Annotated in this window: 11 protein-coding genes; 5 read left to right on the top strand and 6 right to left on the bottom strand. The window is 69.5% G+C overall.

The window, feature by feature from the left end; all coding sequences use genetic code 11:
- Window positions 1–87 precede the first annotated feature (87 nt).
- From BLW44_RS14700 to BLW44_RS14710, 3 genes are all read left to right on the top strand, one after another.
- Window positions 88–2889, top strand: a complete 2802-nt coding sequence (locus BLW44_RS14700) for an MMPL family transporter (RefSeq protein WP_082724561.1) — start codon at window positions 88–90, stop codon at window positions 2887–2889.
- Complete coding sequence (locus BLW44_RS14705; RefSeq protein ID WP_060927393.1) at window positions 2886–4853, top strand: YhgE/Pip family protein; 1968 nt, start codon at window positions 2886–2888, stop codon at window positions 4851–4853. The genes BLW44_RS14700 and BLW44_RS14705 overlap by 4 nt, the downstream gene beginning before the upstream one ends.
- Window positions 4854–5049: 196 nt before the next feature.
- Window positions 5050–5646 carry a 2'-5' RNA ligase family protein gene (locus BLW44_RS14710; RefSeq protein WP_245647431.1) on the top strand — a complete coding sequence of 199 codons (597 nt, stop codon included), beginning with the start codon at window positions 5050–5052 and terminating at the stop codon, window positions 5644–5646.
- A 7-nt stretch (window positions 5647–5653) separates the two neighbouring features.
- On the opposite strand, the gene ccsB is transcribed toward BLW44_RS14710, so the two are convergent.
- The 5 genes from ccsB to BLW44_RS14735 form a co-directional block, all read right to left on the bottom strand.
- On the bottom strand, window positions 5654–6631 hold the full coding sequence (gene ccsB, locus BLW44_RS14715; protein ID WP_060927395.1) for a c-type cytochrome biogenesis protein CcsB: 978 nt from the start codon (window positions 6629–6631) through the stop codon (window positions 5654–5656).
- Window positions 6632–6635: 4 nt separating this feature from the next.
- Window positions 6636–8372, bottom strand: coding sequence for a cytochrome c biogenesis protein ResB (resB, locus tag BLW44_RS14720; protein ID WP_060927427.1), 1737 nt, complete (start codon window positions 8370–8372; stop codon window positions 6636–6638).
- Window positions 8373–8400: 28 nt separating this feature from the next.
- Complete coding sequence (locus tag BLW44_RS14725) at window positions 8401–9180, bottom strand: cytochrome c biogenesis CcdA family protein (protein WP_060927396.1); 780 nt, start codon at window positions 9178–9180, stop codon at window positions 8401–8403.
- A gap of 16 nt (window positions 9181–9196) precedes the next feature.
- Window positions 9197–9850, bottom strand: coding sequence for a TlpA family protein disulfide reductase (locus tag BLW44_RS14730; protein WP_082724563.1), 654 nt, complete (start codon window positions 9848–9850; stop codon window positions 9197–9199).
- 62 nt (window positions 9851–9912) lie between these two features.
- A complete protein-coding gene (locus BLW44_RS14735; RefSeq protein ID WP_060927429.1) occupies window positions 9913–10317 on the bottom strand; it encodes a helix-turn-helix domain-containing protein in 405 nt (134 codons plus the stop codon).
- Window positions 10318–10377: 60 nt separating this feature from the next.
- On the opposite strand from BLW44_RS14735, the gene BLW44_RS14740 reads away from it, so the two are divergent.
- Entirely contained in the window at window positions 10378–11277 is a 900-nt protein-coding gene (locus BLW44_RS14740) for an NAD(P)/FAD-dependent oxidoreductase (protein WP_060927397.1), read from the top strand.
- Window positions 11278–11350: 73 nt separating this feature from the next.
- On the opposite strand, the gene BLW44_RS14745 is transcribed toward BLW44_RS14740, so the two are convergent.
- Entirely contained in the window at window positions 11351–11980 is a 630-nt protein-coding gene (locus BLW44_RS14745; protein ID WP_060927398.1) for a histidine phosphatase family protein, read from the bottom strand.
- A gap of 188 nt (window positions 11981–12168) precedes the next feature.
- Between BLW44_RS14745 and aspS the strand changes: the two genes are divergently transcribed.
- Entirely contained in the window at window positions 12169–13947 is a 1779-nt protein-coding gene (gene aspS / locus BLW44_RS14750) for an aspartate--tRNA ligase (protein ID WP_060927399.1), read from the top strand.
- Window positions 13948–13992: the final 45 nt, after the last annotated feature.

The raw sequence follows: 13992 nt of genomic DNA on the forward strand, positions 1-13992 counted from the left end.
CACAGTTTTCCGGGGACGTGCCACCTTACGATACATCTATGTATTGGATACACCTGTGTATCCAGCCCACGTTCCCTGAGGAGCCCCGTGTCCACACTCCTGTCGTCCCTCGGCCGCTGGTCCTACCGGCACCCGTGGCGCGTCCTCGTCTCCTGGCTCCTCGCCCTCGGCATCGCCGGCGCGGGTGCGCTCGTGCTCGGAGCGGGTACCGACAACTCGTTCTCGATCCCGGGTACGGAGTCGCAGGCGGGCCTCGAGCAGCTGAACCGATCCTTCCCGGCGGTGAGCGGCACGAGCGCGCAGATCATCGTCGTCGCGGCAGACGGCGATGCCATCACGGATGACCCCTACCGCGAAGACATCGATGATGCCGTCGAGCAGCTCGCCGATCTCGACGACTCCGTGCTGTCGGCAACGTCGCCCTTCGACGAGAACGTCAGCGGCATGGTGAATGAGAAGGAGACAGCCGGCATCATCCGCCTGCAGTTCGACGGTCAGTCGACAGACGTCTCGGATGCGACCAAGGACGACCTCCGCGGCGTCGTCGCCGATCTGGCGGACGAGCTCCCGGCGGGATCGCAGACCAAGCTCGGCGGCGACCTCTTCGCCACCTCCATCCCCGGCGTGACATTGACCGAGGCCGTCGGCCTCCTGATCGCCCTGCTCGTGCTGATCGCCACCTTCCGCTCGTTCGTCGTCGCCGGTCTCCCGCTCCTGACCGCCGTGCTCGGCGTGGGCATCTCGATGGCAGGCATCTTCGCCGCCACCGCGTTCGCCACCGTCTCCTCGACCACTCCGCTCCTCGCCCTGATGCTCGGGCTCGCGGTCGGCATCGACTACGCCCTCTTCATCATGGCCAGACACCAGGACCAGGTCCGCGAGGGTATCGACCCCGAGGAGTCCACGGCGCGAGCGGTCGGCACGGCCGGATCCGCGGTCGTGTTCGCCGGGGTGACGGTGCTGATCGCGCTGATCGGACTCGGCTTCGCCGGCATCCCGTTCCTGACGACCATGGGGATCGCCGCGTCCGCCGCAGTGGCGGTCGCCGTCGCCATCGCCGTGACGCTCACACCGGCCCTCCTCGGGTTCATGAAGGGGCGCGTGGCCGGCCGTCCGCGGCGAGCGCCGAAGGCGAAGAAGGGCGAGTCGACCCCCGCCGCCCATCGACGTTTCAGCGACCGATGGGTGACGGGTGTCACGAAGCGTCCGATCCTCGTGTCCCTCGCGGTGGTGCTCGGACTGGGCATCGTCGCCGTGCCCGCGCTCAGCCTGAATCTCGCGCTGCCCAACGCGGGTGTGCTGCCGCAGGACTCCGAGGCGCGGCAGAGCTACGACCTCGTCGGCGAGGAGTTCGGCCCCGGATTCAACGGCCCGCTGATCCTCACCGGGACGATCGTCACCTCGACCGATCCGCTCACCCTGATGGAAGATCTCGGCGACGAGGTCGCGAAGATCGACGGCGTCAAGGAGGTCGCCCTCGCGACCCCGAACGAGACCGCCGACACCGGCATCGTCCAGGTCGTCCCCGAGACGGCGCCGGATGACCCCGCCACCGCCGATCTCGTGCGTGAGCTGCGCTCGCACCACGACGAATGGCTCGACGAGTTCGGCATCGACCTCAAGGTGACCGGCTTCACCGCGGTCGGCATCGACATCTCCGACCAGCTCGGCAACGCGCTCCTCCCCTTCGGCCTCTTCGTGATCGGTCTGTCGCTGATCCTGCTGACCATCGTCTTCCGCTCGCTCTGGGTGCCGCTCACAGCCGCGGCGGGATACCTGCTCTCGATCGTCGCCGCGTTCGGCATCGTGGGCGCGGTGTTCGAATGGGGCTGGTTCGCCGATGCTCTGCACGTGGCGAAGGTCGGCCCGATCATCAGCTTCATGCCGATCATCCTGATGGGCGTGCTGTTCGGGCTCGCCATGGACTACCAGGTCTTCCTGGTGTCGCGGATGCGCGAGGACTTCGTGCACGACCCTGAGGCGAGGCATCCGGACCGTGCCGTCCGTCGCGCCGCCGCACTGCGCGCTGTCCGCAGCGGCTTCACGGGATCGGCGAAGGTCGTCACGGCGGCAGGACTCATCATGTTCGCGGTGTTCGTGGCCTTCGTCCCCGAGGGCGACTCGTCGCTCAAGCCGATCGCCCTCGGCCTCGCCGCCGGCATCGCGATCGACGCGTTCCTGGTGCGGATGACGCTGATCCCCGCGCTCATGGCGATCCTCGGCGAGCGCGCCTGGGAGATCCCCGCCTGGCTCGAGCGGATCCTCCCGAGCGTCGACATCGAGGGCGAGGCCGTCGAGCGCGAGCGCCACCTGGCGGAGTGGCCGGGAGACGATTCCGTCGTCGCGGCGGACGACCTGACCATCACGGATGCCGAGGTCGAGGGTCTGCACCTGCGAGTCGCACCCGGAGCATCCGCCGTGCTCACCGGCTCGTCGGTCGGCGCGCTCCGCGCACTCGCGCTCACCATCGCGGGTCGCGTGACGCCGGGAGACGGACGCCTCAGAGTGGCCGGACACCTGCTGCCCGGTCGCGCCGCCTGGGTGCGCGCGCACGTCGGTGCCGTGCTCACCGCTGACACGTCCGACCTGTCGGCGGACCTGTCCGAAGCGCTGCGAGGCAGGCCTGCGCTCGTCGTGATCGACGGCGTCGACCGCCTGTCGCCGCCCGCGCGCGATCAGCTCGCCGCGCGTCTGCGCGACGCCCGTCGGAGCACGGCCGTCGTGCTCACGGCGCTCTCCCCCGAAGCCGCTCTCGACGTCCTCGAGGCGGCCGGCCGCACCCCTGCCGACCTGATCGACATCGACACGCCCGTGGCGCACGGGCGCACCGCATACCCTGTGCCGCACGACGCAGACGACACCACCGAATCGACCGAGGTGACCGCATGACCCTCCCCATCGAGCGCGTCCGTTCGCGCAAGCCCATCACCTGGCTGACCATCCTCGGGATCCTGCTGCTGCCCGCAGCGGTCGGAGGCATCCTCGTCTCGGCGTTGCACAATCCGACCGAGCGTCTGGACTCGATGACCGCCGCGATCGTGAACCTCGACGAGCCGGTCGAGATCGACGGTCAGCTGACGCCGCTCGGACGCCAGCTCGCCTCGGGCCTCGTCGAAGGCTCGGACGACCTCGACTCCAACCTCACCTGGATCATCTCGAACGAGGAGGATGCGGCCGACGGCCTGGCGGACGGCTCGTACCAGGCGGTCATCACGATCCCCGAGGACTTCTCCTCCGCCGCGACGTCTGCGGGCCAGGCGGTCGCGGACGGCGGAGGCGATGCCGAGCAGGCGACCATCAGGGTGACCACCCCGGACGACGGCCTCGTCGCCGACGACCTCATCACGAGCCAGATCGCGAACGTCGCGGCGTCGAGCATGGGCACGCTCCTGTCGGAGGCGACGACGGAGAACATCCTCGTCGGCTTCACCACGATCGGCGACCAGATCGGCGACGCGGCGGACGGTGCGGTGAAGCTCGCCACCGGTGCACGGGATGCCGCGACCGGCGCGGCGGCCATCCCGGACGGCGCGACCCAGCTCGCCTCAGGTGCGGGCGACCTCGGTACGGGCGCGTCATCGCTGGCCTCGGGGCTCGACACCCTGGCGTCGAAGACGCGTGAGGCCGCGAACGGAGCCGCCACCCTCGGCGCCGGTCTCACCGACGGCGCGGCGCAGCTGGAGGCGACCGGAATCGTCCCGGCCCCGGTCTCCGATGCGGCGAAGGGCAGCGCCGCACTGTCGGGGCAGGTGGCGACCGGCGCCTCCGGCGTCTCGACCCAGCTCGCAGCGCTCATCGCGAAGTGCGACACGGCGGCGACGCCGGAGTTCTGCGCCGAGCTCGACACCGCAGGCACCGCGGCGAACACGCTGGCCACGACGACGACACAGGCATCCCGCGCTGCCGCCGGCACGGTCTTTGCTCTTCAGGAGTTCGACAAGGGTGCATCGGCCGAGCTCGCCTCGCAGTTCCGTGAGGCCGGCTCCGGAGCGACGACGCTCGCCGACGGCCTGAACCAGCTCGCCACCGACGGACTCGACCAGTCGGCGGCCGGTGCACGCGCACTCGCCACCGGAGCCGGTCAGCTCTCCGACGGAGCCACCGAGCTCGCGACCGGAGCCACCGAGCTCTCGTCCGGTCTCGACACGCTCGCGACCGGGACCGGTGATCTCGCGGGCGGTCTGCAGACGGCATCCGACTCACTCCCCTCGTTCAGCGACTCGGAGTCGACCTCGCTCGCCGCGGTGATCGCGGACCCCGTCTCATCCGAAGGAGCGGATGCCGGCACCATCTTCGGCCCGACCGCGATCCCGCTGCTCACGGCGGTGGTGCTGTGGTTCGGCGCGCTCGCGTCATTCCTCGTGATGCGCTCGTACACGGCTCGCGCACTGACCTCGCGGCGGTCGTCGGCAGCACTCGCCCTCCGCGCCTTCGCTCCCGCCGCGGCGATCGGGGCCGCTCAGGGCCTGCTGGTCTCGCTCATCGTGCAGTTCGTCGCGAGCTACGACGCCGCCGCCTGGTGGTCGTTCGCCGGTATCGCCGTGCTCGCGGGGATCGTCTTCGCCGCCGTGAACCAGGCGCTGGTCGCGCTGTTCGGGGGTGTCGGCCGCTGGGTGAGCGCGCTCATCGGAGTCCTCGCGGTCGCGACGGGCCTGATCTCGACCGTGCCGGGGTGGCTCGCCGACCTCGGTGCGGCGCTGCCCACGGCATCCGCGTTCTCGGGCCTGATCGCGGCGAACGGGGGCGCGGCCGCGGCCCTCGTGGTCTGGGGTGTGCTGGCGCTCGTCGCGACGACCCTGGTCGTGGCTCTGCGACGCACGACGTCGGCGAAGGCGGCGTTCGCCACCTTCTGACGATCACTCGTTCGCGTTCATCATCCATGACTCCGGAGATCCGGGGGTCCTCGGGCCCGCTACCGCGTGTCAGGCCAGGGAATACGCGGGTCGCGTCGCATGCGTGCTCGAGATCTCCGGAGTCGTGGAGTGGAATCCGTGACGCACGACCGATGCGCGGTACACGGGCAGCGCCCCGCGCACGTACGATCGGGGGATGCGTCGCCCTTTCATGACCTCTCCCGCCCAGCTCGCTTCGCTGGAGGGGCAGCAGTACCTCGTGCTGCGTCCGCGCACCGCCGTCTCCGACGTCTACCGTGCCGAGCAGCGGTCCGCGCTCGGACGCCTCGATGCGCCTCACCCGCATACCGAGCACGTCACGCTGCGCGCCTTCCATGAGCCGGAGCGGCGTGACGAGCTGCTCGCGCTGATCCGCGAGTGGGCCGTGGCACAGCGTCCGGTGGAGGTCGTCGCCGAGGCGGTCGACGTGTTCCCCGCCCCCTGGCAGGTCGTGATCCTGCGCCTCCGGCGCACGGCGACCCTCGTGTCCGCGTACGCCAACCTCAGTGCGGCGCTCGAGACGACGGACTTCCGCCGCCTCGACGAGCGCCCGACCGAGGAGTGGACGTTCCACCTCTCGGTCCTCTACGCGAAGACCCTCGCCCCCGCCGCCTGGACCGAGCTGTCGCACAAGTCGCGGAGATCGCTGAGCTCGCGCCCCTCCGAGATCGTGCACGACGCGGAGTTCGTCTGGTACGAAGACGGCGTCGAGCACGCGGAGGTCATCCCGCTGGGGATCCGCTCGTTCGGCTGACGCCGGCTCAGCTCAGGCCGGAGTAGGCGTGCAGGCCCTTGAAGAACACGTTGACGATCGTGAAGTTGAAGAGCACGGCCGAGAAGCCGACGATCGCCAGCCAGGCTGACGGGTTGCCGCGCCAGCCGCGGGTCGCGCGCGCGTGGATGTATCCGGCGTAGAGCACCCAGATCACGAAGGTCCAGGTCTCCTTCACGTCGAAGCCCCAGAAGCGGCTCCAGGCGTAATACGCCCAGATCGAACCCGCGATGAGCGTGAACGTCCAGAGGATGAAGCCGATGATCGTGAACCGGTACGCCATGCTCTCCAGGCGCTCCGAGCCGGGGAAGGTGCGCAGGAATCCCGGTCCGGTCTTCTCCGCCCCCTCCGAGATCAGACGCTCCCGGCGGGACTGCATGAGCTGGATGACGGACAGTGCGAACGCCAGGGCGAAGAACGCCGTGCCGAGCGACGCCACGAACACGTGGATGACGAGCCAGACGCTCTTGAGCGGGTCCATCAGCGGCGAGACGTCGACGTAGAAGTTCGTCGCCGAGAGGCCGAGCAGTACGACGACGAGGCCGGTGATGAAGGTGCCGAGGAAGCGCAGGTCGATGCGCGTGAGGACGACGAGGAACACCGCGACGATCAGCAGCGTCCCCATCATGGCGAACTCGTAGAGGTTCGCCCACGGCACCCGACCGGCGGCGAGTCCGCGGGTCAGGGTCGCCGCGAAGTGGAACAGGAAGGCGAGGACGGTCAGCGAGGTGCCGATGCGCGCCATCACGAAGCGCTGCGGAGCCGCATCGGATCCGGATGCCCCGCCGCTCGACCCGGTGGCCGCCTTCGCCCCTGCGCCGACCAGCTCGAACTCGCGGACGCTCGCCGCATCGGCCGACAGCTGAGACCGCCGGGCGAGGTCGAAGGCGAAAGCCACGAAGGCCGCCGCGTAGACCGCGATCGCCGTCCACAGCAGGATCGGCGAGATCACTTCGAGGTCGAACATGGTGTCAGTCTACTTTCGGGGTGTCGGATGCGGGTTCTGCGTCGTCGTCGGCCGCCGGCTCGTCGGCGACCGCGGTCGTCACTCCGGAGGCGTCCATCAGACGGGCGTGACCGGCGACGAGGTCGTCGACGGCCGTCGCGAGCGTCGGGTCCTCACCTCGGGCGAGGCCGGCGTACTCCAGCTCGACGCCGCCGTCGGCTGCGGTGGCCTTGACCCAGACGCGGCGACGCGGGATGAAGAGGGCGAGCATGAGTCCGCCGAGCGCGAGCAGCGCGAAGCCGAGCACCCACGGACCGGAGGCGTCGCGGTGGATCTGCAGCGACGCGAAGCGCTTGACGGACTGCGAGGCATCCGTCGCTCCCGCAGGCGATTCGTCCTCGAACGTCACCGTGCCCATGCCGTTCGGCAGGTCGGCGGTCTGGCCGGGCGTCAGCTCGATCGACTCGAGGTCGGTGGTGCGACCGGTGACCTTGGTCATCCCGGTGGTGTCGAGCACGTAGACCGACCGCGGGACTCCTTCGTTGATGCCCAGATCGCCGGTGTACACGTCGAGCGTGAGCGTCGGGTTCGTCAGGTCGCCGAAGCCCGAGAAGAAGGCCCCCGTGTCGAGCACGCCGGTGGTCGGGTAGAAGAAGCCGACGAGACCGACCTGCTCGCTGAGGCCGTCCGGGATCTTGATGACGCCGAGCGAGGTCATGTTGTTGTCCTGCGGAAGGAACGGCGTGCTGTTCGTGAACACGACCGTGCCGTCGGGGTCGCGCACGGTGATGGTGGGCGCGTAGCCGTTGCCGAGCAGGAAGACGTTGTCGTCGGCGACGCCGAGCGGCTCGTTCACCTTGACCGATCCGGTGCGCTCCTCGCCGTTCTCGAGCACCGTGACGTTCGCCGAGAAGTCACCTGCCTGACCGGAGCCAGGCTCGCCGAACGGCTGGTAGGTCACGTCGAAGCTGTCGAGGCGCATCGAGTAGGGCGCGAGCGCTCCGTCACCGACGAACCGGCCGCGGTTCATGGAGTCGTAGTCGAGCAGGGTGTTGGCGAAGGTCTCCCCCTCGACCAGCACCCGCTGCCCCGTGTAGGCGAATCCGCCGCCGACGCCGACCGTGATGAGAACGCCGACCAGGGCGAGGTGAAAGAGCAGGTTGCCTGTCTCACGCCAGTATCCGCGCTCGGCGGAGACGGAGGAGGAACGACCGGTGTCGTAGCGCTCGACCCGGTATCCCAGCGCCTTCAGCTGCTTCGTCGCGATGTCGATCGTGGCTGCAGCCTCGGCGGGAGCGTCCGTCGACGTGCGGCGAACAGCGCGGAAGTCCGCGAGCCGCTGCAGCCGAGCCGGGGTGCGCGGGGGGCGCGCCTGCAGGGCCTTGGCGTGGTGGCGGATGCGCGGGATCACGCATCCGACCAGCGAGGCGAACAGCAGCAGGTAGATCGCCGAGAACCAGGGCGACAGGTACACGTCGAAGAGCTTGAGCGCGTCGAGCACCGGGAAGAGATCGGGGTTCTCGCGCTCCCACTGCGTCACGCCGTTCGGGTCGGCCATGCGCTGCGGGAAGATCGACCCGGGGATCGCGGCGATGGCGAGCACGAGAAGCAGGATGAGCGCGGTGCGCATCGAGGTCAGCTGACGCCAGCCCCAGCGCAGCCATCCCACGAAGCCGAGACGCGGCTGCGTGATCGACTCCTCGCCGTCGACGTGGTCCGACGGGCGGAGCGGGTCGCTTGACCTCTCGGTTGTGCTGCTCACGTCATCCTTCCGATGCGTCTTCTTCTGATCAGAGCGGGAGGATGACACTGTTCATCACCGCCGTCAGTCTCGACATGATCTCCGTCCAGAGCCCCGTCAGCATGAGCAGGCCGAGGACGATCAGCAAAACTCCGCCGATGATGTTCACCACGCGGATGTGTCGGCGGAGGAACCCGATCGCCTTCGTCGCCCACCCGAATCCGAGCGCGACGAGCAGGAACGGGATGCCGAGCCCGAGCGAGTACGCCAGGCCGAGCATGCCCGCACGCACCGGGTCGCCCGCGTTGAACGAGAGGGCGAAGATGGCGGTCAGGGTCGGGCCGAGGCACGGCGCCCAGCCGATGCCGAGCGCGACACCCAGCAGCGGTGCGCCGATCAGGCCGGCCTTCGAGTCCACATGGAACCGCAGCTCGCGCTGCGCGAAGCCGAAGAGGCCGAGGAAGACGAGGCCCATCAGGATGATCACACCGCCGAGGATGCGCGTGATGAGCTCGCCCCACTGGAGCAGGAAGACGTTCGCCAGCCCGCCGAGCGCCGTCAGCGAGACGAACACCAGGCTGAAGCCGAGGATGAACAGCAGCACCCCGAGCACGAGTCGGCCGCGCGCGGGGGCCTCGACCGTCGAGACCGCGGTGCCGTCGGCCGTGCTCGCGGAACGGCGAGGCGTGACCGCTCCCCCGAGGAATCCGAGGTAACCAGGCACCAGCGGCAGCACGCACGGCGACAGGAACGAGACCAGGCCGGCGAGCATCGCGACGGGGATGGCGAGCCAGAGGGCGCCGGATCCGATGATGGCTTCGGGGTTCACCGCGCCCCCGAGAGGGTCACGAGTCCTCCGCGAGCGCGTCCTTGACGAGCGTCGAGAGGATCGAGGTGCCGTCGATCGGGCCGATGATGCGCGCGGCCACCCTGCCCTGCTTGTCGAGCACGAGTGTGGTGGGCGTCGCCTGGATCGGCACGGACGAGGCGAAAGCGAGCTTCGCCTCGGCGGTGTCGACGTCGATCAGGCTGGGGTATGTCACGCCGAACTCGTCGGAGAAGGCCTGCGCCGTGTCCGCCTGGTCGCGCGTGTTGATGCCGAGGAAGGCCACGTCGTCGCCGCCCTGCTCCTGCCAGACGCTCTCGAGGTCCTCGGCCTCGACGCGGCACGGCGCGCACCCGGCGTACCAGAAGTTGACGACCGTCACCTTGCCGGCGAGCTCGGAGCTGTCGAAGTCGTCGCCGTTCTCGGTGACGCCGCTGAACTCGGCGACCGGCTCGCCCCGCTCCGCGACGGGGATCTCGACGATCGCACCGTCGGCTGCGACGTATCCGGGGTTGTCACCGCTGAGGAACGAGTCGTTCACAGGATCGGGAGCGCAGGCGCTCAGACCGATGGCGAGCACCGCGGCGAGCGCGACACCGACCGCGCGGCGAGAAGGCCGGATGCGGGAGGGGCGGCCGCTGCGGATCGGACGAACCGTCGAGGCGAGTGGCACGATTCCCAGTTTACGCGGGGGTTCCTATGCATGGGCCGGACGTGCGAGCCGCCCGGAGGCGGTCAGAGCCGCGCCAGCACGTCGGCCACGCTGGCCCGGAATCGGGGGCACGTGGCGATGTCGTGCGATCGGCATCCCATCGCATGCTCGGTCATCTCGCGCGACCGCCGCATCTCCTCCATCCGGCTGTCGAGGTCGTCGAGGTGGCGCTGCAGCACCTGGTGACGCTCGGCGGCGCCGTCGTCGAGCATCACGCCGATCTGGTCGAGCGTCATCCCGGCCGCCTTGCTGCGCTGGATCACCGCGATGCGCACGACCTCGTCCTGCCCGTAGCGGCGCCGACCCGCCGCATCGCGCGCGGGGGTGAGCAGCCCGACCGACTCCCAGTGCCGGAGCACGTTCGTGGGCAGATCGAACTTCGCGGCGACCTCGCCGACGGACCATGGGTTCACGACGCTTGACTTCATGTTGACATGAAGCCACACACTGGACGAGAACGCAAGCGAGCACCCTCGGAAGGACCCCACATGTATGACGCGATCGTGATCGGCGCAGGCCCCGCCGGCCTCCAGTCCGCCTTGACTCTCGGGCGGATGCATCGCTCGACGCTGCTGCTGGATTCCGGCGACTACCGCAACGGCACCGTGCTGCACATGCACAACGTCGTCGCGAACGACGGCACTCCCCCGGCGGAGTTCCGGGCGACGGCGCGCGCGCAGCTCGCGGAGTACGCCGATGTCGAGATCCGCGACGTCGGCGCGACGACCGTCACTCCGATCGATGCGACGTTCTCCGTGCAGTTGGCCGACGGCGACACCGTCGAGGCTCGTCACGTGATCCTCGCCACCGGCGTCGCCGACGACCTGCCGCCCGTGCCGGGGCTGCAGGAGCTGTGGGGCACGAGGGCGTTCATCTGCCCGTTCTGCGACGGCCATGAGCATGCCGGGATGCCCATCGGCATCCTCGGTGCCGCGCCTCGCGCCGAGCACCTGATCGGGCTGCTCGGCCGCATCGTCGGCGACATCACGGTCTTCCCGGTCGAGCAGCCGTTCACGGCCGACGAGACCCGAGCACTCGAGGGCCTCGGAGCCCGCGTCAGCCTCGCACCTGTCACCACCGTCGCGCCCGACGGCGACGGAGTGCGGCTCAGCACGAAGACGGCCGAGCAGACGGTGGCCGGAGTCTTCGTGGCCTCGGGGTCGCTGCGCCATCGGGCGCCGTTCGCGGATCAGCTGGGCTTGACCCTGCTGCCCTCCGGGTCGATCGAGATCGACGACTTCGGACGCACCTCGCTCGCGGGGGTCTTCGCGGCGGGCGACCTCGCGCACCGCGCCTCGCTCCCCGGCCCGATGGCCTCCGTGCTGCTGGCAGCAGCGGCAGGGCAGCTGGCAGCGGTCGGCGTCATGCAGTCCTTGATGGCCCGCTGAGAGTGGTCGCGAGCCGGCGCCCGACGGGCACCGCGACGCACCGCGCCGCGCTGATCAGACCGCGCCGAGATGATCAGACCGCGCCGACGTCGACGGCGCCACCCGTCGCTGCGGGTTCGGCGTAGTCGACCTCACGCCAGACGTCGCCGACCAGCTCGAACGAGGTGACGCTCGACAGCGCGCAGCGGCGGGTACGCGGGTCGTGCCGGAGAGGCAGACCCGCGACCCGCAGGTGCGTGATCCAGATCGGCGCCTGATGCGAGACCATCACGAGATCGCCGTCATCGACGGAGCGCCAGGCCTCGGCCATCATCCCCAGCATCCGCTCGGCGATCGATGCATACGGCTCGCCCCAGCTCGGCAGCGACGGCTGACGCAGATGCCACCAGTTGACGGGGTTCAGCAGCGAGCGGCGCATCTGCGTACCCTCGAACACGTTGGTGGGCTCGATGAGTCGGATGTCGATCTCCGGCGTGAGGCCGAAGTGCTCTGCGAAGGGCTCGGCGGATTCCTGTGCGCGCTCCAGCGGCGAGGAATAGAGACCGGCCACCGAGCGATCCAGGCTCGCGATGTGGTCGGAGGCGGCGCTCGCCATCTTCCGCCCCGCGCGGCTCAGGTGGTAGTCGGGCAGCCGGCCGTACAGCACACGCTTCGGATTGTGCACCTCACCGTGGCGGACCAGATGCAGACGGGATGCCACCACGTCAGGCCCTGCGGTAGCGGGAGTCGCCGAAGCCGAGGATGAGGTACAGGTCTGCGATGCCGTGGGAGTCCATGTGGGCCTTTCCGTCGTGGCGATCCTACTGAGCGATATGCCACCGGCAGAGGAGGCGACACCCGCCCCCGTAGAATGGGCGGGTTCACCATTTCCCAGATCAGGAGGAATCCTCCGTGCTTCGCACCCACTCGGCAGGCTCGCTGCGAGCCGAGCATATCGGTCAGACCGTCACCCTCTCGGGTTGGGTCGATCGCCGTCGTGATCACGGAGGAGTCGCGTTCATCGATCTTCGGGATGCGTCCGGCATCGCCCAGGTCGTCATCCGCGACGAAGAGGTCGCGCACCCGTTGCGCAACGAGTTCGTGCTGAAGGTGACCGGCGAGGTCTCGCGTCGCCCCGAGGGCAACGCGAACCCGAACCTGCCCACCGGCGAGATCGAGCTCATCGCGACCGAGGTCGAGGTGCTGAACGAGTCCGCTGCGCTGCCGTTCCAGGTGTCGACCGCTGTCGCTGACACCGAGACGGTCGGTGAGGAGGCCCGCCTCAAGTACCGCTACCTCGACCTGCGTCGCCCCGCCGCGGCATCCGCTCTGCGCCTGCGCTCAGACGTCTACAAGGCCGTCCGCGACGTGCTGCACGGCGAGGACTTCACCGAGGTCGAGACGCCCACGCTCACGCGATCGACGCCGGAAGGCGCCCGCGACTTCGTCGTGCCCGCTCGCCTGCACCCCGGCAGCTGGTACGCGCTGCCGCAGTCGCCGCAGCTGTTCAAGCAGCTGCTCATGGTCGGCGGCGTCGAGAAGTACTACCAGATCGCCCGTTGCTACCGCGATGAGGACTTCCGCGCCGACCGCCAGCCGGAGTTCACCCAGCTCGACATCGAGATGAGCTTCGTCGACCAGGAAGACGTCATCGCGCTGATGGAGTCGCTCATCCAGGCGATGTGGAAGACCATCGGCGTCGAGGTGCAGACCCCGCTGCCGCGCATGACCTACGCCGAGGCGATGGCCAAGTACGGCTCCGACAAGCCCGACCTCCGCTTCGGACTCGAGCTCGTCGAGGCGACCGAGTACTTCGCGAACACGCCGTTCCGGGTGTTCCAGGCCGAGTACGTCGGTGCCGTCGTGATGCCCGGCGGTGCGAGCCAGCCGCGCAAGCAGCTCGACGCGTGGCAGGACTGGGCGAAGCAGCGCGGCGCTCGCGGTCTCGCGTACGTGCTCTTCAACGAGGACGGCTCGCTCGGCGGCCCCGCGGCGAAGAACCTCTCCGAGGCCGAGCAGGCGGGTCTCGCCGAGTTCGTCGGCGCCTCTGCGGGCGACTGCGTGTTCTTCGCGGCCGGTTCGACGAAGGAGAGCCGCGCTCTCCTCGGCGCCGCGCGCGTGGAGATCGGTCGTCGTCTCGGCTACCTGAACCCCGACGAGTTCGCCTTCACGTGGGTCGTCGACGCGCCGATGTTCGAGCCGGCAGCGGATGCCGTCGCATCCGGTGACGTCGCCGTCGGCGCCGGAGCCTGGACCGCCGTGCACCACGCGTTCACCGGTCCGAAGCCGGAGTTCCAGGACACGTTCGACACCGACCCCGGTTCCGCGCTGGCGTACGCCTACGACATCGTGTGCAACGGCTCGGAACTCGGCGGCGGCTCGATCCGCATCCACCGCGAAGACGTGCAGAAGCGCGTGTTCGAGGTCATGGGCATCAGCGACGAGGTCGCTCAGGAGCAGTTCGGCTTCCTGCTCGACGCCTTCAAGTTCGGCGCCCCGCCGCACGGCGGGATCGCGCTCGGCATGGATCGCGTCCTGCAGCACCTCACGAAGACCGAGTCGATCCGCGACGTGATCGCGTTCCCGAAGTCGGGCAACGGATTCGACCCGCTGACCGCGGCGCCGGCGCCGATCACCGCGGCGCAGCGCGCCGAGGCCGGTGTCGACTTCGAACCGGACGACGAGGCCTGACCTACGCAGAGGCCCTCTCCCGCACACGCGGGAGGGGGCCTTTTG

Source organism: Microbacterium hydrocarbonoxydans, from assembly GCF_900105205.1.
GTDB lineage: Bacteria > Actinomycetota > Actinomycetes > Actinomycetales > Microbacteriaceae > Microbacterium > Microbacterium hydrocarbonoxydans.

Bases quoted from the DNA above. Each gene is read 5' to 3' on its own strand.
- BLW44_RS14740 (WP_060927397.1), top strand. From the start codon at position 10,378: ATGTATGACGCGATCGTGATCGGCGCAGGCCCCGCCGGCCTCCAGTCC.
- BLW44_RS14710 (WP_245647431.1), top strand. From the start codon at position 5,050: ATGCGTCGCCCTTTCATGACCTCTCCCGCCCAGCTCGCTTCGCTGGAG.
- ccsB (WP_060927395.1), bottom strand. From the start codon at position 6,631: ATGTTCGACCTCGAAGTGATCTCGCCGATCCTGCTGTGGACGGCGATC.
- BLW44_RS14705 (WP_060927393.1), top strand. From the start codon at position 2,886: ATGACCCTCCCCATCGAGCGCGTCCGTTCGCGCAAGCCCATCACCTGG.
- BLW44_RS14735 (WP_060927429.1), bottom strand. From the start codon at position 10,317: ATGAAGTCAAGCGTCGTGAACCCATGGTCCGTCGGCGAGGTCGCCGCG.